Origin of the sequence: Flavobacterium microcysteis, from assembly GCF_006385255.1 — a bacterium.
GTDB classification, from domain to species: domain Bacteria; phylum Bacteroidota; class Bacteroidia; order Flavobacteriales; family Flavobacteriaceae; genus Flavobacterium; species Flavobacterium microcysteis.
In genome coordinates this window covers 331710-349461 of sequence record NZ_VFJE01000056.1, presented here as the reverse complement: position 1 = coordinate 349461, position 17752 = coordinate 331710, and the positions used below count along the sequence as shown (strand labels likewise).

Sequence of the window (17752 nt, the reverse complement as noted above, 5' to 3'; positions counted from 1 at the left end):
TTTCGAATTCGAGACGCTTTTTTTATAATTAAAAACTACTACCCTATGAACGAGCTGCATAAAGAAACAAGCCCATATCTTCTGCAACATGCCAACAATCCGGTGCATTGGAAAGCCTGGAACCAAGAATCATTGGACCTGGCTAAAGAAACCAACCAAATGATCATTGTGAGCGTTGGCTATTCGGCTTGTCATTGGTGCCATGTCATGGAGCACGAAACTTTTGAAGACTCAGAAGCGGCAGCCGTAATGAACAAAAGTTTTATAAATATTAAGGTAGACAGAGAAGAAAGACCGGATATTGATGCGGTGTATATGAAAGCCGTACAAATTATGACTGGTCGTGGCGGTTGGCCTATGAATGTAGTGTGCCTTCCGGATGGCAGGCCTGTTTGGGGAGGAACCTATTTTAGAAAAGAGGAATGGATGGATACGCTCGAGCAACTCCAACAGCTTTATGTAGCAAATCCAGAAAAAATGCTGGATTATGCTGAAAAGTTACATCAGGGTATTAATGCTATCAGTTTTATACAACAACCTGAAACCGTCAATAATTTTAACCAAGACAACCTTGAAGCATTGGTTGAAAAATGGAAAAAAAGCTTTGATTGGGAATTTGGAGGATATGCCAGAGCTCCAAAATTCATGATGCCCAGCAATTATTCTTTCCTATTGCGGTATGCCTATCAGCAAAAAGACAGCAATTTATTCGAATTTGTAAACCTGACGCTTACCAAAATGGCTTATGGCGGTTTGTTTGATACTGTTGATGGCGGTTTTTCCCGCTATTCTGTCGACATGAAATGGCATGTACCTCACTTTGAAAAAATGCTCTATGATAACGGACAATTGGTTTCTTTATATGCTGAAGCTTATAAACTCACCCGAAACCCTTTATATAAAGAGATTATTGAAAAGACATTATCCTTTATCTCAAAAGAACTTACTGCTCCAAACGGAGGTTTCTTTTCAGCATTGGATGCAGATAGTCTGACCACCGAAGGACATTTAGAAGAAGGCGCTTTTTACGTCTGGACAAAGGAAGAATTGAAAACTATAGTAGGAGAAGATTTTGAACTGTTTGGTACTGTTTTCAACATCAATGATTTTGGCCATTGGGAAAACGGCAACTATGTCCTGATCCAAACGGAATCCTTGGAAACAATTGCCCGTCAATTTAATTTAGATAGTACCGAATTGCACAGTAAAAAAGAAAACTGGGAAAAGCTACTATATATTTCAAGAGAAAAAAGAAAAAAACCACGGTTGGACGACAAATGCCTTACTTCATGGAATGCATTAATGCTTAAGGGATATGTGGATGCTTATAAAGCATTAGGAACGGTAGAATACCTAAACATTGCTTTAAAGAATGCCACCTTTATTATTGAGAACCTTTGGACACCCGAAGGAAATCTTCTTCATAATCACAAAAACGGCAAAAACACCATCAACGGTTATCTTGAAGATTACTGTTTCGTAATCGATGCTTTTATTGCCTTATATGAAGTTACTCTTGACGAAAAGTGGCTTCGGGATTCCAAACAGCTTACAGACTATTGCTTTGATCATTTTTATGATTCCTCTAATGGTTTTTTCGCCTTTACCTCTGATTTAGATACTGCACTGATTACAAAGCACTACGAATTAGAAGACAATGTGATTGTTGCCTCAAACTCTACGATGGCAAACAACCTATACAAGTTGGCCATTTACTTTGAAAACTCCTATTATGAAACTGTAGCACAAAAAATGCTTGCCCATATATTGCCTGATATTGACTATCCTTCTGCTTTTTCAAATTGGCTGCAGGCTTTTTTAAATTTTTCAGACGCCAATCGGGAACTTGCTGTCTGCGGAGAAAATGCTTTGGAAAACATACTATTACTCCAAAAAGAGTACTTACCAAACATTATTTTAGCCGGAACTCACAGACCTTCAGAACTTCCCTTCTTAAAGGCTCGATTTGAAAAAGGCAAAAATTTATTCTATTTATGCCAAAATAAAACCTGTGGATTACCGTTAGAAGACATGGTTTCTATACTAAATAGTATAAAAAACCTTCGCAACTCATAAAATTGCAAAACAAAAAGTATTAATTGTTCATAATTTAACAAAAATTTATTTTTTAAATTATTAGCTTTGACTCTTTAAAAAATTTCGTGTCTGAGGATGTTGATTGATGCCCAAAAAATAGAAACTTTTACAGATCGCATTATTACAATTTTGGTGGATTATTCCCCTAAACTAGTATCCGCTTTCTTATTACTTTTTGCAGGTTTGTGGGGAATAAGGCTTTTAAACCGCCTTGCCACAAAAATAATGATAAGCCGAAATCTTGAACCGACACTTACTACGTTCTTAGCAAATATTTTAATTTGGGTATTGAGAGTATTGCTATTTGTTGCATTCATCTCACAACTTGGAGTTGAAACATCGTCATTTGTAGCTATACTTGGAGCGGCCGGTTTGGCCATTGGATTGTCATTGCAAGGATCGCTTTCTAATTTTGCAGGTGGTGTCCTTATCATTTTATTCAAACCTTTTAAGGTTGGTGATACAATTGAGGCACAAGCGGAAACAGCAAAAGTTTTAGAAATTCAGATTTTTACAACTAAGCTGCTAACGGCTTCCAATCAGATAGTCTACATTCCAAACGGCATACTTTCAAACAACAAAATCAAGAATTATTCTCAGAATAGCAACAGAAGAGCTGACCTGGTCATCAAAATAAACTATGAGACGGATATAAAGCAAGTGAAAGACACCATAACCGGGATTATGAAAAACCACCCACAAGTGTTAAAGAATCCTGCTCCGGCTATAATTGTGAGTGATTTAACAGATACTGGCATAAATTTGGTAGCTAGACCATGGGCAAAGAATGAAAATTATGGAAGTATGACTTCTGATGTTCTGGAACAAATATTGACCGAATTAGAAAAGATTGAAAAAAATCCATTTATTAAAGCAACTACATAAAAATCATAATAAAAACTAAAAACTAGAATAAACAATTTAAAATCATGAAAAAAATACTTTTTTTAAGCATCTCACTTACAGCATTATGTTCAAATTTTGCTGAAGCACAAATTAATGCACAACAAACCGTTAATGACATTGCCAATAACGAACGAAGATTCGCCGATAAAAATGCGGTTGACAAAACTGCTGGTTCCAAGTACTTCAACGAGAATTTCTTACCTGCAAGAATCGCAGGTTCTAATGAAATCATCTTGGTGAGACACAATGCTTATACTGACGACATGGAAGTAAGCATCAATAATGAGGTTAAGGTTGTACCTGCTGAATTAAACACGATGATTAACTTGACAAACAGTCCTACTTCTTATGAATATGTAGCCTATACAAATGAAAAAGGAGTAAAAAAAGAAGGATATTTGAAATTAATCAGCAACAATTCAAAAGTAAAGATTTACAAAACTGAAACTGTATACCTTAAGCCTGAAGTACATCCTGCTTCTGGATATGATACGTATCAGCCAGCTACTTATGCAAAATCAAAAGATGAGTATTTCTTCAAATTAGGTGACGCAGAAATAAAAACTTTACCTTTAAAGAAGAAAGCAATCGTTTCTATGGTACCTGAAAAAGAAAAAGAAATTGCTTCATTCATCAAAGAAAACAAGATTTCATTTTCTGAAGAAGCTGACCTAAATCAACTAGGGAAATTCATAAATTCACTTATGTAATATAAAATCTTTCAGATAGAAAGGTTCAAAGTAAGCGACATCAACGATGTCGCTTTTTTTATGCTTATCAAAAGAAAGGCTGCTCATTTCTTTAGCAGAAGGATAAACGACATCCGGGTGATATACAAACCTGCTATTGTTTAATACTTCGGCACATTTCATCGCCCCATCTCCTAAAAGGTGAATGGTTCCTTCTAAATCTGCGAAAGAATCTCCTGTAATGATTTCGGCTTTTGTTTCACGTATTTTGCCATGCTGGCTATCAAAAACAGCATCATAGACCTCCATTCTTCTTGCATCAACCATTGGAATGATTAATCCATCAGAAACAGACAATTGTCTGGCTAATATCTCTAAAGTATCAATTGCTATTAGCGAAATATTCAGGGCATAACACAGCCCTTTTGCTGCCGAAACGCCTATTCTCAATCCGGTATAAGAACCCGGTCCCTGGCTGACGGCTACAGCACTTAAATCAGAAAAATCAATATTTAATTCCTGTAATGATTCTGCAATAAAAACATGTAGTTTTTCTGCATGCGAATAGCCTTGTTCAGACATTTCTTTGCAAAAAAGCGTTTCGCCTTCTTTGGCAATGCTTATCGAACAGTTTTTAGTCGCTGTTTCAATATTGAGTATGTAGGACATTATCTTTTAGTCTTATCTTTTTTGGCTTTGTCATCAGGTTTTATATGTACTAAATCTCCAGTATTCAGATCTTTTGTAACTGTAGCATAAGGACCTACAATTACTATATCGCCTTTTTTCAAGCCTGTTGAAACTTCGATATTAGTATCATCCTGAATTCCGGTTTTTATCACCCTAAGCTTAGCTTTATCACCTTCTTTCACAAAAACGCACTCAAACTTCTTCTCTGATTTTGGCGTTTTTTGATTGTTGTTCTGGTTATCTTTTGAATCGACCACTACCGGTTTCTTTGTTGCCGAAGTATCTGTTTTCACTACAACAGAACTAATCGGAACGGACAATACGTTCTCTTTTCTCTTTGTGATAATATCAACCGTTGCAGTCATTCCTGGTCTGAAAGGAGAATAATTTGCCGGTTTGCCTTCCAATAAGTCGGCATACGATTCTTTCAATATTCTTACTTTCACTTTGAAATTGGTTACCTGGTCCGCTGTCAAAGCTGTACTGGCAGAATTTGAAATACTGGTCACAACTCCTTTGAATTCTTTTTTAAGATAGGCATCTACTTCAACTTTTGCAGAATCGCCAACATTGATCTTAACAATATCATTCTCATTCACATCTACCTCTACTTCCATATTGTTCAGGTTTGCTACCCTCAAAAGTTCTGTACCGGTCATTTGTTGCGTACCCAATACTCTTTCTCCTAATTCCACACCTAACGAAGAAATCGTTCCGTCAGCAGGCGAATAAATTGTCGTTCTCCCTAAATTATCTTTTGCTTCATTTACTGTTGCCGAAGCACTTTGAACATTGTAATAGGCAGACTGTTTTGTCGCTTTCGCTACTTCAAATGAAGAAACAGCCTTATCCCAATCCGATTTTGAAATGATCCCTTTTTCAAAAAGCGTCTTATTTCTGTCGTAATTTGCCTTTGCTTCTTTGAACTGCGCATCGGCCTGACTCAATCCTGCTTTAGTTCCTGAAAGGCTAGCCACAGAACGATTAAGTCCCGAGGTATATAAATCAGGGTTAATGCGAACAAGCAAGTCGCCTTTTTTAACTACCTGTCCTTCTTTTACCGGCAATTCGATAATTTCTCCTGATACTTCAGAAGAGATTTTCACCTCAATTTCAGGCTGGATTTTGCCTGTTGCAGAAACTGTTTCAATAATCGTCATAGATTCTACCTGGGCAACCTCTACTTCTTTTCCTTTTTCCTTATTTCCCAAGACGCCTGCCTTTGAAAGCACTAATAAAAGAATTATCAGAAGAATAGCTCCTCCTAACAAATAATAAACAGTCTTCTTTTTCATAATAATTTATTGTTTTTGGATAGGTATGCCGAAATAAAATTCTAAAACTTTCACTCTGAAAATATAATCGAATTTTGTTCTTAGAACTTCCGACTGTGCATTTACATAGAGTGTCTGGGCCTGATTCAGTTCAAAAGCATTCATCAATCCGACATCAAATTTTTCTTTTGCATAATTAAATGCTTCTGTTCTCGCTTCTAATGCAACCAAAGCGGATTCATACGATTTCAAAGCTCCTTTAGCATCTGTAAACGCTGTATAAACATTTCGCTCTAAATCTAGTTCTTGTTGGCTATATAGCGTTCTTGAACGTTCCAGAGCCACTTTAGTACGCGCTACATTGTTACGGGCTGATAACCCGTTTAGTATTGGAATATTCAATTGAAAACCAAAAGAATGTCCTTTATTATCGCTAAACTGGTCAAAAATTGGCGCTGGTTTCCCTAAAATAGGCGAAAGATTTGGTGTAACCACATTCTGGTTAGTGCCTTCAACAACTCCTATTACTCGTGTAGGGTTTTGCGAATTAAGATTATAATCAACAATCCTATCAGAATAAGAAGCTCTTGTACTAAAACTATAAAACCCTTGTAAGCTTGGCTGATAGGCGCCTCTTGCAATCTGTACGTCTTTTTCAGCTATCTCCAGATTTGCTTTAGCTATTTTAAGTTCAGATCTTTCTGCTTTAGCTTTTTCAAAGATGGCAGAAGGCGCTTGTAGCATTACTTCACTTTCTCTTACTTCATAGTCATTATCCTGAATATCAAACTCCTGGAAATTTTCTATCTGAAGCAATTGAGCCAAGCTCAATTTCGAGATAAGCAGCGTGTTTTCTGCAACGATTACTGATTGCTGACTGCTGGCTACTGTAGCATCAATATCCAACAAATCGCCTCTTGGAACAGAACCGGCATCTACCAAAGCTTTGGTTCTTTCTTTTTGTTTTTCGTTATTCTGCAGTTGTTCTTTTTGGACTTTCAAGTTTTCCTTATTGAAAAGGATTTGCAAAAAAGCATTGGCTACATTCAAAGAAATATCGTCTTTCATTTTAGTCAGCTTGTACTGAGCCGCTATCATGGAAAGTCTTGCTTTCTTCATTCTATTTATATTCTGAAGTCCTTTGTAAATATCAATGTTTGCATTTAGCCCGGCAGAGGTAAACTGCACGGTTTGGTTTTCAAGCAAACCCGTCGTAATGTTTTGGTTTAAACCAATATTCCAGGAATGGACAGCAGTACCGTTGATGCTTGGCAAAAAGTTACCAAAGGCATCTTTCTTGTCAATTTCCGCAACCTGGCTGTCTAAATCGGCTTGTTTTATAGAAATATTATTGTCTAATGCATACTGCACGCACTCTTGCAAAGTCCATTTTTTTGCCTGAGCATTTGATACAAGCCCAGAGAAAAGGGCAAAAATCAAAATAATTTTACTGACGAATGTTTTTTTCATAAATAATTACGTACAATATGGGCAAGTTATTGCAATACAAATTTAGCTTTTTTACTCACTTAATAAAATTATTAGACTTTTAAATAAGGAATCTGTTACAGATTTTTTTAGAAAAGATATTAAAAAATAAATTTACATTTACTTCGAAATTAAATCGTTAAAGACATGGGTAAATATTTCCGCCTATCAATCTCATTACTAACCTTGCTGCTATTGAGTGGCTGTGCTTCTACAAAGAAAATAGAGGCGCTGAAACCGGAACCGGACGATGCTTCGCCACTGGTTTATGAAAATTCCACATCCTTCATCAATCTTCCTGTAAAAATAAAACTCAAGGATATCGAAAGTCAGACGAATAAGCTTCTGAACGATGTTATCTATGAAGACAAAAACATTGAAGATGATGATATACAGATGAAAGTCTGGAAGCTGGCTGATATAAAAATCTCTGAAGAGAAAGGAAAAATCAAGACCGTTCTTCCTTTAAAAATCAACATTCATTACCGATACGGCATTGACAAACTCGGAATCAAATTATATGACACCCGAGAAATCAACATGAACGGTGTTATTACGCTACTAAGCGATGTAGGACTTACGAACTGGAAGATGAATACTGATACTTCCATAAAGTCGTTGGAATGGAACGAAAGTCCAACCATCGTGATTGCGGGAAAAAATGTTGCTATCACCTACTTGATAAATCCGGCTATCCGTCTTTTTAAATCCAAGATCGAAAACAATCTGGACGAGGCAATCAAAAAATCAATGGATTTCAAGCCTAATGTGCTCGATGCTTTGGAAAAAATATGTACGCCGTTTCAAATGAGCGAAACTTATGATTCCTGGTTACGCATAGTGCCGATAGAATTATACGCAACCAATTCCAAACTTCAAAAAGACATGGTTTCTTTTGAAATGGGATTAAAGTGTAACATGGAAACCATTGTAGGGCAACAACCAAAAAACAAGCTCGACAGAGATAAAATCGTCTTAAAACCGGTGACCAAAATGCCGGATTATATTTCTGCCAATATAGCGGCAATTTCAACCTATCAGGATGCTTCAAAATTGATGACGAAGAATTTCCAGGGACAGGAATTTGGTTCTGGGAAAAGAAAGGTAACGGTGAAAAAGGTCGACATCTGGCAAAAGAACAATAAGATGATTATTGCCCTGGATTTATTAGGCTCTCTTAACGGAACCATCTATCTTTCCGGCTATCCGCAATATAATGATGCGACTAAAGAAATCTATTTTGACCAGTTGGATTATGTGCTTGATACTAAAGACAGGCTTATTAGAACCGCAAATTGGCTGGCGTCTGGAATGGTATTGAGAAAAATGCAGGAAAGCTGCCGTTACTCCATCAAACCTAATCTTGAGGAAGGCAAAAAGAACATGATGAATTATCTAAAGAATTATTCTCCTATGCCGGGTGTTTTTGTGAATGGGAATATTGAAGGCATCGAATTCAAAAAGATTCAGCTCACCAACAAAGCCATCATTGCTTTTATCACCGTGAACGGAAAAGTAGATGTCAGTATAGACGGATTGAAATAAAAAAAAGCCTGATTATTCAGGCTTTTTTTTTGTTTTCATTTTATATATGGCAAATCCCAAAATACCAACCAGGATATAAGGAATCACCATCAAGTATACGATTCCGTCATTGACCGCTTCTGCCTTGATTCCGCCTTCTTCTGTTTCCAATACGGCACGACACATGGCACATTGCGCATTGGCATCCATAGAAAAAAAGAATATCGCTAAAAATGGGAATACCCATTTCAGGGAAAGGCCTTTGTTTAGGCTATTTTTTTTAGTGCGCATAATAAGGAGAAATCATTACGTAGACTACAACCCCTGTAATAGCCACATAAAGCCACATAGGGTACGTTATTCTTGCCAGCTTTTTGTGTTTGTCAAATCGTTCAGCCAAGGCTCTTACATACGTAATAAGAACAAAAGGAATGATGATTATTGACAAAAGAATATGCGTCAACAATATAAAAAAGTAGATGTATCTGGATATTCCTTCACCTCCATAAGGAGTACTTTCTGCTGTCATATGATAGGCCACATACATTGCCAAAAACGCCACTGAACAACCAATAGCTGTTTTCATTAAATTTTCATGCAGTTTTCTTTTTCCGTTTTTAACTGCCATAACAGCCGAAATCAAAAGTATAGCGGTAATTCCGTTTATAGTAGCATAAATTGGCGGCAGGAATGATAAGGGTTTAACGTCATATCCGAAATCCTTTAGCTTTACACCAAAAAGAATGGCTACAACAAGAGGAATTGCTATTGACAAAACAATAATCCACTTTCTATATTTCAGCTCAACAGCATTCAAATTATTATCCATAATTATTCATCTAATAAAATTGCAATATCTTCTTTGATGGCATGAATTCCTGGCTTGTATTTACCTTGCAGGTCATCCTGGAAGCCTTCTTTGTCTTTGTAATTTAAACCGGTATAAAATATAATCGGATTTCCTGATTTATCTTTTCTGCTTCGGATATTTCCTTTTTTGTCAACCAGCGCAAAGTAACCTGAATGCTCAAATCCGGCATCACCTTCTTTTTTGCTTTCGCCGGCATAGATATTAAATCCTTTGTTGGCAATATTGTAAATATAATCCTGGTCGCCTGTAAGGAAATGCCAATTAGGAGATGTAACCCCCAACTGTTCCGCATGCTTTTTCAAGACTTCAGGCGTATCATTTGTCGGATTTATAGTAAACGAAGCAATTCCGAAATTTTTATTTTTCCCGAATTCGTCTTCAATCATCAGCATATTCTGGTTCATTACCGGGCAGATTGACGGACAAGTCGAGAAGAAAAATTCAACCACATACACCTTACCTTCAAAATCTTTGTTTGATATGGTTTTCCCATTTTGGTCTGTCAGGCTAAATTGAGGTGCATTTCCAATCTTAACCAGATTTTTAGCTTCTCCCGATTTCTTTTCTTTTACCGGAACGTTTAGTCGGTCCTGTACAGAAATATCATTATTCTTTACCCTGTCGATGATTTTAGGAATCGCATAGATTCCAAAAACCAGGATAATAAATGAAATTCCGATGTATGATTTATTTTTCATCGTATTAAATTTTTCTTTTCATTTCTGCTTTAGGGTTATTCTTTTTCAAAGCAGCCCTGTATTCGTATAGAATGATTTTTACATCATCACTCATTTCGTTATGCAAATCGGCTGCAGAAATAGTATAGTAGCCTTCTTTGTATTCCTGTTTTCCTTCAAGGTTTTCTCCTTTTCTTCCTCTCAGGTTTCTTAGCTTATCTACGATATAGACATTTTCTGTTCCTGTATTATCATCAAGCTTACCAACAAGATTCAGCTTTGAGTAATATTCTTTGATTTCTTCCGGAGCTGCAAATACAAAAATCCACTTAGAGATATCCTTATCTTCCGCAATCGGTTTCAATTTCTCCAATAGTTCTTTCACTTCGCCTTCGCTTCCTTTTGGCGCGACCATGACAAACTGAAAATCTTTGAAGTTTTTATTCTTATTATAGATCTTTTGGTTCAGGTTGAAAAAGTTTCCTTCGTTATAAATCACCTTGCTTCCGGTAAAACCTAAAATGGTAATCTTATTGTCAAGGCTTACGCTTTTACCGTCTGCAGTTTTCCATTGCAGGTCAGGAATTTTCTCTGTTATAGTCGGAAGTTTTGCAAAACTATTAATACCTGAAGCAAAAAAAAGATAAGCAACGATTGGAAGTATAAACAGCACGAAAAGGACTATATTTTTTTTCATTGTAGAGAGGTAGTTATTATAGTGCAAAAATAAAAAAAGACGGTGTAATACCGTCTTTTTTTGTGATTTAATATGCTGTTAAAAATTCCATTTTATTTGAGAACTCTTGAACACATCAAAAACATAATTACCTTCAACTAGTAAGATGAACACTAAATAGATAATTAGGAATACTAAAGGTGCCACAATACTCCACCTAAGATTACTTTTTTCGCCTTCAAGGTGCATAAATGCCCAAACGATATAATATGCCTTATAGATTGTCAATGCAATGAAAAGCCAGTTAAGCAAATTCATTTGAAGAAACAAAGTATCGTGCAAAATAGCTGGTTTGTATATACCGAATGCAACTTCAACAATTGTTACAACAGATAGTAATATAAAAACCTTCCAGATTCTTTTCGTATTAGAAACGTACTCGTGTGCGTGTGCCATAATAATAATCTCTAAAAAATTAAACTAAGTAGAAGAATGTAAATACAAATACCCAAACTAAATCGACAAAGTGCCAGTAAAGACCTACTTTCTCAACCATTTCGTAGCTTCTTCTTTTTTCGTAAGTTCCTAAAACCACATTAAAGAAGATCAAAATATTAATCAAAACTCCTGTAAATACGTGGAATCCGTGGAATCCTGTGATAAAGAAAAAGAAGTTAGCAAATAATTTCTGACCGTATTCGTTTCTAATCAGGTTAGCTCCTTCTACAACATAGTGTACTTCTGACAATCTCTTAAGAGATTCTTCTCTAGTTAAGATTGTTTTGTGTTTGTGAGTTGAGTTATTCAATTCTGGATGAACCCCAACATTTTTTGCCATATTTGGATGGTAAGTCGCTTCAGTTCTAACCAATAAGTTAGGTTTTGACTTGAATCCTTCTACCACTTCATTTACTGAATAAGCAGGTAATGTGCTTTCGCTTGAAAACCAGAATCCTTTATTTCTTGAAAGTTGTTCTCTTTCTTCATGAAGCGGAATAGCTACATCCGAAAGTTTCACTCTTTTTCCTGTAGTTGCATCAACAAACTGAAGGATGCTTCCTCCTTTTGTTTCAACAGCACCATATTCTCCCTTGATGAAGTTTTTCCACTCCCAAGCCTGAGAACCTAAGAAGATTCCACCACCAATAATGGTAAGGAACATATAAATGGCTACCTTTTGTTTTTTCATCTGGTGGCCAGCGTCAACCGCCAATACCATAGTTACAGATGAGAAAATCAAGATAAAAGTCATTAATGCCACATAGTACATCGGAGCATCCACACCGTGCATAAATGGAAAGTGACTAAAAACCTCGTCCGCCAGAGGCCAAGTTTCAATGAATTTATATCTTGAAAAACCGTATGCTGCAAGAAATCCAGAGAATGTTAAGGCATCAGAAACGATGAAAAACCACATCATCATTTTACCATAATTAATTCCCATAGGCTCGTTGCCGCCTCCCCAAATTTTACCTTCACTATTTGCAGTAGTAACAGTAGCTCCCATAAAGTTATTTAGTTAAAAAGTTCCCAAATTTACGTTTTTTTCTTATTTAAAGAAATATAAAAATAAAAACAAATACAGCCACAGAAAGTCCAGAAAGTGCCAAAACATCGCACCTAGCTCTATTCCAAGGGTTTGACCTGAATTGTATTTTTGTTTAAAATGATTATAAATTATGATTAAAAGCGATATCAGACCTCCAAAAAGGTGAGCAAAGTGAACTAGCACCACTACATAGATAAAAGAAGTAGTCACTGTACTTGAAGGACCCGTAGGATACAACTTCATTGCAATCATCTGATTAAAGCCTTCGAATTGAAAATAGACAAAAAGTAATCCTAACACTAAAGTCACCAGCAAAAGTGTAGTAGTCAGGCTTCTGTTATCTTTTTGAATCGCCTTTTTTGCAAAATGAAATGTCAAGCTACTGATTATGATTACAACCGTACTAGCATAAAATGCGCTTGGAAGATCAAAATCATTTAACCAGTCTGGCCTTGACGCACTCACGACATACGCACTGGTTAGTCCAGCAAACATCATCGTCATGCTTATCATTGCAAACCACAAGATCAGCTTATACGACCTTGCTTTTCTTTCTTTATGCTCGTTGGCAGTCATTCCTTTTATCGTCATTTCCATTATCGTAAAAATTTATCTGCTATATACACAATTTGAAGCAGGGTAATGTAAGATACACTCACCAACATTAATGTTCGTGCTGCTTTTGCTTCTCGAGACTTATACAATTTCACAGCATAAATCAACATCCACACTCCCAACAACAATACAACAACCGCCGCAATAGGGCTTAACTGTAACTTACTTCCAACCAAACCTATCACAGGAAAGAACGCCGGAAGCAACGAAGCTCCAATCAACCAAACTGTATACAGTATAATTTGAGTTGCCGTAGTCCTATCTTTTTTTCCGGTTGGCAGCATAAAAAACCCAGCCTTTTTATAGTCGTCAAACAAGAACCATCCAATAGCCCAAAAATGAGGGAACTGCCAGAAGAATTGAATCAGGAAAAGTGTTCCGGCTTCAATTCCGAACTCATCTGTAGCCGCTACCCATCCTAACATAAAAGGAATAGCTCCGGGAAAAGCACCTACAAAAACAGACAATGGCGTTTTTGTCTTTAAGGGCGTATAGATACTCGTATAAAGAAAAATAGAAATAGCGCCAAACATGGCTGTCTTAGGATTGATATTGTAAAGAATCACCAAACCCATGATTGTCAAAACACATGCAATGATAAAAGCCGTGTTTACTGACATTCTTCCGGAAGGAACAGGACGGTTTTTTGTCCTATCCATCAAAGCATCCAGGTCTTTTTCGATGATTTGGTTAAAAGCGTTGGACGCCCCAACCATGCAGTAGCCTCCAACAGAAAGCATGATCAAAGTTACCCATTTGAACGGGTGAGCCGCATCAAATCCTAACAGGTAACCTGCAATAGAAGAAAAAACTACGCTAACTGCCAATCTTGCCTTTGTGATTTCTCTGAAATCAATATAAAGGGATTTTAAGGAAAAGTTATTTGCTGTAGTGCTCAATGCTGCTTTCATTTGGATTTTGAAATCTTGCGCAAAGATACTGGTTCAGAAAGAAAATCACAAAAAACAAATCACAAAAAACGCAGGTTTTGCGAAAACTGAATTAATAATCGAAATACCAATTGAAAAGATCGGCTCTCAGACCTATCGAAAACCAAGTTGTATCTTCTTTAAAAGCCGTCGGAGTATCTACACTTGGATTGAAATTTCTATAGATCAACCCGGCAAAAAATTTCAGGTTTGTAGCCGGATTAACCAGATAACCCGCCTGCAAGTCGGCAATAAGAATTGTCGTTTCATTTCCTTGTCCGGTCTTAACACCGGTATCACGAGGTCTTCCTTCGCTGTAGTTTTTATAGATATTCCCTCCATAATTGAAAGAATCTGCATCCGTATCAAAATCGAGCCCTCTTTTTCCGTAGGTTAATTTGGCATCTGCAAACCATCTTCCTTTAAAATATCGGGCTACACCAATTAATTCTTTAAAATTACCTCCCCATTGGTGCCCCATGCTTTGATTGCTATGTGCATAATTTGTCAACGGGTTGCTATGCGCATACACATAAGGGCGGACATGGTTGTATTCTAACTGCAGCAATAGGTTATCGATATTAAAAGCATCAAAATACTTTGCTCCGAGTTGGTACCCAAATTTATTTTTCCAGCTTTGATCTCCCGCTTTCATATCGGAAACAGAGAATTCATCCAATAAGAATTGTCCATACAACTGAACCTGGTTGCTAAATTTATATTTTGATGTAAGACCTAAAAGGGCATTACCGCTTTTTGAGGACGATGAGAACTCTACTGCTCTGTAAAATATAATCGGATTAATGAAACTGGCATCAAAACCACGATTGTTCTGATTAGCCCAAACTACGGATTCAAAAAAACCAAGATTCCATCTTTTTGTGACATTCCAGCTCAGGTAATGATTTGCCATGAATTTTGTGGCATAGGTATTATCTTCAGTAGCTTCTTGACGCACATCTTTCAGCCACATATACGTATTGGTGTATTTGATTTTCCAGAAATTGGTATTGATCTTAAAAAAAGGATACGGACTTGTTCCATCGCCTTGTAGCAAAGACCTATAACCATCACCTAAAAAATTCCTACCATAACCCAACTGTAAGTTGAAAAACTTGCTTGGAGTATAGGATATGTTCGCCTCAGCCATTGGAAAATCATAGGCATCTTCTTTAAAACCTTTTGCTATTCCGACTCCTGGAATAATTGCCGGATTACCACCAGATGGCTTAATCGATTCCGCATATCTGTTGTAATAATCCGCAAAACGTCCCTGACTTTCAAATATTGAAGCCGTAAAACTTAGTTCTTTCCCGATTTCACCCTGGATTTGAATGCCTCGGGTATTCTGATACGTATAATCTGCCTTACTTGGATCGCTCTTCCCTAGTCTTAAATCCAAAATAGGATTCATAGTAAACCAATAACCGTCACCTTGAATTGCTACAAGATTTTCATTCCAGAGTTTTCTTCCCCACCAACCTTGCTTGTTTTTCTGGATTTGTTTATTGGCCTGTTCCAGATCATAATATTTCGATACTTCTGCATAGGTATAAGGTTTAGAAGCCGTATGATTATTGCTTCCTACCTGATTCAAAGCTCTGTCGAATTGCGCATAAAGGCTGTGCGAAAAAGGAATATTAAGATGGCTTTTAAGTTGCGGATTATCGAACTTTTTGTAAACGACACTATCAAATTCCGTCAGCTCCTTGCTCCTGTCTTTTACAAGAGTAGTTGTATTTTCTTTTTTAGCACCGGCAACAACAGCCGCCTGCTTTTCTAAAGGAATGTTTATGTTGATTGTATATTTGGCATAGGTTGGGTTTCCGCTATACGTAGCTGGTTTAATTTTTGGCAGCAATCCAAAAACCCGTTTGCTTTCTTCTGCTAAAGAGGCATCGACTGCGTCTATATACTGTATTTTAAAAACTCCAGCCGTATCGACTTCAAAAAGCACAATTACTTTGCCTTTGTAGTTTTTTTCCGTTACCTGCTGTGGCACCTTGAAATTAGCAAACACGAAATCCTGCAGCTCATTATAAAAGCAAGCTTCAAGATTTTCTGACTGCTGCCCTTCACATTTTGGAAAAACAGGAAATTGCTCTCTTTCCCAGGTTTTATTTTGGGCCCATAATGAAAGGCTGGACAAAAGCAAGACGGCAATCTGTAGGAGTTTCTTCATGTAGTGACTTGCTGATTTTAGTAATCGTTATTTGCCGCCTCTCCGTTTGCAATTGCTTTTGCAGACGAAGTCCCGATTCTTTTGACTCCTAAGCGAATCATTTCTTTTGCTTCTTCATAAGTCCTGACACCACCAGCCGCTTTTACCGGCAGCGGCGATGCATTTTCAAGCATCATGATTATCGTTGGAACTGTTGCTCCATTAGGAAGACCATCTTCTGTTTTATAAAACCCGGTAGATGACTTCACAAAAACCAAGGCATAATTGTCTTCTGAAAAATTAGAAATAACTACATTTTTTACCAAACAGGAAAGATGCATAATTTGCTGGCTGTTTAGGGCCGCAACTTCTATAATCCATTTCACAACCTTATGGTTGGACAACCCTAGCTGGGTTCCTTTCAGGATTTCTTTCTTTACCAGATCCAATTCTCCTTTTTTGAAGGCTTCATAATCACATACGAAATCCAATTCATCGGCTCCGTCTTTGATTGCTTGCTGCGCTTCTTCCAGCTTGTGCTCCAAAGAGTAATTCCCTTCCGGAAATCCGATAACTGTTCCGACTAAAACTTTTGAACCGGCTTTTAAAATCATCTGTTTTGCCATATGCACCATATTCGGACGGATCATAATAAGCTTAAAGCCTTCATCAATAGCTTCCTGAACAAAACCTTTGACGATTATTTCATTTTCAGCATCGCTGATTCCAGCCTGTTGAGGCGTTTTTAAGTAGGTCGAATCTAAATATTGCTTGATATCCATATGATAAAAATAAAAAAATCCCACCGAAGCGGGATATTTTCAGATTAATTTTTAAATCTTTTATTGTAAACTGCCATTAGTGCCAATCCCAAGAATGCGCCAATCGTATTCGCAATAACATCTTTCATGTCAGCCTGCCTACTTTCTGTAAAAAGCGACTGGCATATTTCAATCAAAATCCCAAAGAGAACTGAAAGAAAAAACACGAACAGAAAGAGCTTTTTTGTGTTTCTTATTTTTGTTTTTAGATACTGAAACCAAAGTATCGAAAAAACAGCATAAAAGCACAAGTGCACGATTTTATCAAATTGGTCTACATTAACAGTAGGAACTTCTGACATGCTCACCAAGCAGGCTATTGTAATGGAAATACTCCAAAAAACCGCCAGGGCAAGAAACAGTATTCTTTTTTTATTAGGCTCCAATTAGGCTTTTGTATGCTTCGCTATCTAACAATCCTTCTATTTCAGAAGTATTAGATATTTTTACTTTCACCATCCATCCATCACCATATGGGTCTGTGTTTACTTTTTCAGGAGATGATTCAAGAGTTTCGTTGAACTCAATAATTTCACCTGAAAGCGGCAAGAATAAATCTGACACCGTTTTTACGGCTTCTACCGTACCAAAAACCTCATCTTTATCAAGAGTTTGGTCTAAGGTCTCCACCTCTACATAAACGATATCTCCTAATTCCTTTTGTGCAAAATCTGTAATCCCTACAGTTGCAACATCGCCATCTATGCTAACCCATTCGTGGTCTTTCGTATACTTTAAATTTGCTGGTATATTCATTGTTTGTTGTTTTGGGCAAATGTATTATT

At 36.9% G+C, this 17752-nt stretch carries 19 protein-coding genes; 4 read left to right on the top strand and 15 right to left on the bottom strand.

Translation table 11 applies throughout. The annotated features are described in order from the left end of the window. Positions 1-45: 45 nt before the first annotated feature. The 3 genes from FJA49_RS15210 (at position 46) to FJA49_RS15200 (ending at position 3713) form a co-directional block, all read left to right on the top strand. Complete coding sequence (locus tag FJA49_RS15210) at positions 46-2076, top strand: thioredoxin domain-containing protein (protein ID WP_140001793.1); 2031 nt, start codon at positions 46-48, stop codon at positions 2074-2076. 96 nt (positions 2077-2172) lie between these two features. Next, positions 2173-2982 carry a mechanosensitive ion channel family protein gene (locus FJA49_RS15205; protein ID WP_140001791.1) on the top strand — a complete coding sequence of 270 codons (810 nt, stop codon included), beginning with the start codon at positions 2173-2175 and terminating at the stop codon, positions 2980-2982. Positions 2983-3026: 44 nt separating this feature from the next. Then, the gene (locus FJA49_RS15200) at positions 3027-3713 is read left to right on the top strand and encodes a hypothetical protein (protein ID WP_140001789.1); all 687 of its coding nucleotides are present in this window, start codon (positions 3027-3029) and stop codon (positions 3711-3713) included. Here the strand turns inward: FJA49_RS15200 and tsaB are convergent. The 3 genes from tsaB to FJA49_RS15185 are packed head-to-tail and all read right to left on the bottom strand — an operon-like array spanning position 3702 to position 7126. Beyond that, positions 3702-4361: a tRNA (adenosine(37)-N6)-threonylcarbamoyltransferase complex dimerization subunit type 1 TsaB gene (tsaB, locus tag FJA49_RS15195; protein ID WP_140001788.1), complete on the bottom strand. Its 660-nt coding sequence runs from the start codon at positions 4359-4361 to the stop codon at positions 3702-3704. The two genes, FJA49_RS15200 and tsaB, sit on opposite strands and share 12 nt — an antisense overlap. Then, positions 4361-5677, bottom strand: coding sequence for an efflux RND transporter periplasmic adaptor subunit (locus FJA49_RS15190; protein WP_140001786.1), 1317 nt, complete (start codon positions 5675-5677; stop codon positions 4361-4363). Before FJA49_RS15190 ends, tsaB begins: the two co-directional genes overlap by 1 nt. A 6-nt stretch (positions 5678-5683) precedes the next feature. Further along, positions 5684-7126, bottom strand: a complete 1443-nt coding sequence (locus FJA49_RS15185) for a TolC family protein (protein WP_140001784.1) — start codon at positions 7124-7126, stop codon at positions 5684-5686. Positions 7127-7291: 165 nt separating this feature from the next. Between FJA49_RS15185 and FJA49_RS15180 the strand changes: the two genes are divergently transcribed. Further along, the gene (locus tag FJA49_RS15180; protein WP_140001782.1) at positions 7292-8689 is read left to right on the top strand and encodes a DUF4403 family protein; all 1398 of its coding nucleotides are present in this window, start codon (positions 7292-7294) and stop codon (positions 8687-8689) included. 12 nt (positions 8690-8701) lie between these two features. Here the strand turns inward: FJA49_RS15180 and FJA49_RS15175 are convergent, their stop codons facing one another. From FJA49_RS15175 to gcvH, 12 genes are all read right to left on the bottom strand, one after another. After that, on the bottom strand, positions 8702-8959 hold the full coding sequence (locus FJA49_RS15175) for a thioredoxin domain-containing protein (protein WP_140001780.1): 258 nt from the start codon (positions 8957-8959) through the stop codon (positions 8702-8704). Beyond that, the gene (locus FJA49_RS15170; RefSeq protein ID WP_140001778.1) at positions 8949-9497 is read right to left on the bottom strand and encodes a DUF420 domain-containing protein; all 549 of its coding nucleotides are present in this window, start codon (positions 9495-9497) and stop codon (positions 8949-8951) included. Before FJA49_RS15170 ends, FJA49_RS15175 begins: the two co-directional genes overlap by 11 nt. A 2-nt stretch (positions 9498-9499) precedes the next feature. After that, on the bottom strand, positions 9500-10237 hold the full coding sequence (locus FJA49_RS15165) for an SCO family protein (protein ID WP_140001776.1): 738 nt from the start codon (positions 10235-10237) through the stop codon (positions 9500-9502). A 4-nt stretch (positions 10238-10241) separates the two neighbouring features. Beyond that, complete coding sequence (locus FJA49_RS15160; protein ID WP_140001774.1) at positions 10242-10913, bottom strand: hypothetical protein; 672 nt, start codon at positions 10911-10913, stop codon at positions 10242-10244. A gap of 78 nt (positions 10914-10991) precedes the next feature. Next, a complete protein-coding gene (locus tag FJA49_RS15155; RefSeq protein ID WP_140001772.1) occupies positions 10992-11348 on the bottom strand; it encodes a cytochrome C oxidase subunit IV family protein in 357 nt (118 codons plus the stop codon). 19 nt (positions 11349-11367) lie between these two features. Next, positions 11368-12399, bottom strand: coding sequence for a cytochrome c oxidase subunit 3 (locus tag FJA49_RS15150; RefSeq protein WP_140001770.1), 1032 nt, complete (start codon positions 12397-12399; stop codon positions 11368-11370). A 42-nt stretch (positions 12400-12441) separates the two neighbouring features. Next, complete coding sequence (locus tag FJA49_RS15145; RefSeq protein ID WP_140001768.1) at positions 12442-13038, bottom strand: cytochrome c oxidase subunit 3; 597 nt, start codon at positions 13036-13038, stop codon at positions 12442-12444. Further along, complete coding sequence (cyoE, locus tag FJA49_RS15140) at positions 13038-13955, bottom strand: heme o synthase (protein ID WP_394344091.1); 918 nt, start codon at positions 13953-13955, stop codon at positions 13038-13040. Before cyoE ends, FJA49_RS15145 begins: the two co-directional genes overlap by 1 nt. A 103-nt stretch (positions 13956-14058) precedes the next feature. After that, positions 14059-16167 (bottom strand): gliding motility protein RemB, encoded by a 2109-nt coding sequence (locus tag FJA49_RS15135; RefSeq protein ID WP_140001765.1) that lies wholly within the window; start codon positions 16165-16167, stop codon positions 14059-14061. Positions 16168-16184: 17 nt separating this feature from the next. Then, positions 16185-16928 (bottom strand): deoxyribose-phosphate aldolase, encoded by a 744-nt coding sequence (deoC, locus tag FJA49_RS15130; RefSeq protein WP_140001764.1) that lies wholly within the window; start codon positions 16926-16928, stop codon positions 16185-16187. A gap of 44 nt (positions 16929-16972) precedes the next feature. After that, complete coding sequence (locus FJA49_RS18670) at positions 16973-17353, bottom strand: VanZ family protein (RefSeq protein WP_140001763.1); 381 nt, start codon at positions 17351-17353, stop codon at positions 16973-16975. Continuing rightward, positions 17343-17723, bottom strand: coding sequence for a glycine cleavage system protein GcvH (gene gcvH / locus FJA49_RS15120; protein WP_140001762.1), 381 nt, complete (start codon positions 17721-17723; stop codon positions 17343-17345). Before gcvH ends, FJA49_RS18670 begins: the two co-directional genes overlap by 11 nt. Positions 17724-17752 lie beyond the last annotated feature (29 nt).

Coding starts and splice junctions, on each gene's coding strand:
- gcvH (WP_140001762.1), bottom strand. CDS start 17,723: ATGAATATACCAGCAAATTTAAAGTATACGAAAGACCACGAATGGGTT.
- FJA49_RS15175 (WP_140001780.1), bottom strand. CDS start 8,959: ATGCGCACTAAAAAAAATAGCCTAAACAAAGGCCTTTCCCTGAAATGG.
- FJA49_RS15190 (WP_140001786.1), bottom strand. CDS start 5,677: ATGAAAAAGAAGACTGTTTATTATTTGTTAGGAGGAGCTATTCTTCTG.
- FJA49_RS15165 (WP_140001776.1), bottom strand. CDS start 10,237: ATGAAAAATAAATCATACATCGGAATTTCATTTATTATCCTGGTTTTT.
- FJA49_RS15170 (WP_140001778.1), bottom strand. CDS start 9,497: ATGGATAATAATTTGAATGCTGTTGAGCTGAAATATAGAAAGTGGATT.
- tsaB (WP_140001788.1), bottom strand. CDS start 4,361: ATGTCCTACATACTCAATATTGAAACAGCGACTAAAAACTGTTCGATA.
- FJA49_RS15155 (WP_140001772.1), bottom strand. CDS start 11,348: ATGGCACACGCACACGAGTACGTTTCTAATACGAAAAGAATCTGGAAG.
- deoC (WP_140001764.1), bottom strand. CDS start 16,928: ATGGATATCAAGCAATATTTAGATTCGACCTACTTAAAAACGCCTCAA.
- FJA49_RS15145 (WP_140001768.1), bottom strand. CDS start 13,038: ATGGAAATGACGATAAAAGGAATGACTGCCAACGAGCATAAAGAAAGA.
- FJA49_RS15185 (WP_140001784.1), bottom strand. CDS start 7,126: ATGAAAAAAACATTCGTCAGTAAAATTATTTTGATTTTTGCCCTTTTC.
- FJA49_RS15200 (WP_140001789.1), top strand. CDS start 3,027: ATGAAAAAAATACTTTTTTTAAGCATCTCACTTACAGCATTATGTTCA.
- FJA49_RS15205 (WP_140001791.1), top strand. CDS start 2,173: ATGTTGATTGATGCCCAAAAAATAGAAACTTTTACAGATCGCATTATT.
- FJA49_RS15160 (WP_140001774.1), bottom strand. CDS start 10,913: ATGAAAAAAAATATAGTCCTTTTCGTGCTGTTTATACTTCCAATCGTT.
- FJA49_RS15180 (WP_140001782.1), top strand. CDS start 7,292: ATGGGTAAATATTTCCGCCTATCAATCTCATTACTAACCTTGCTGCTA.
- FJA49_RS15150 (WP_140001770.1), bottom strand. CDS start 12,399: ATGGGAGCTACTGTTACTACTGCAAATAGTGAAGGTAAAATTTGGGGA.
- FJA49_RS15135 (WP_140001765.1), bottom strand. CDS start 16,167: ATGAAGAAACTCCTACAGATTGCCGTCTTGCTTTTGTCCAGCCTTTCA.
- FJA49_RS15210 (WP_140001793.1), top strand. CDS start 46: ATGAACGAGCTGCATAAAGAAACAAGCCCATATCTTCTGCAACATGCC.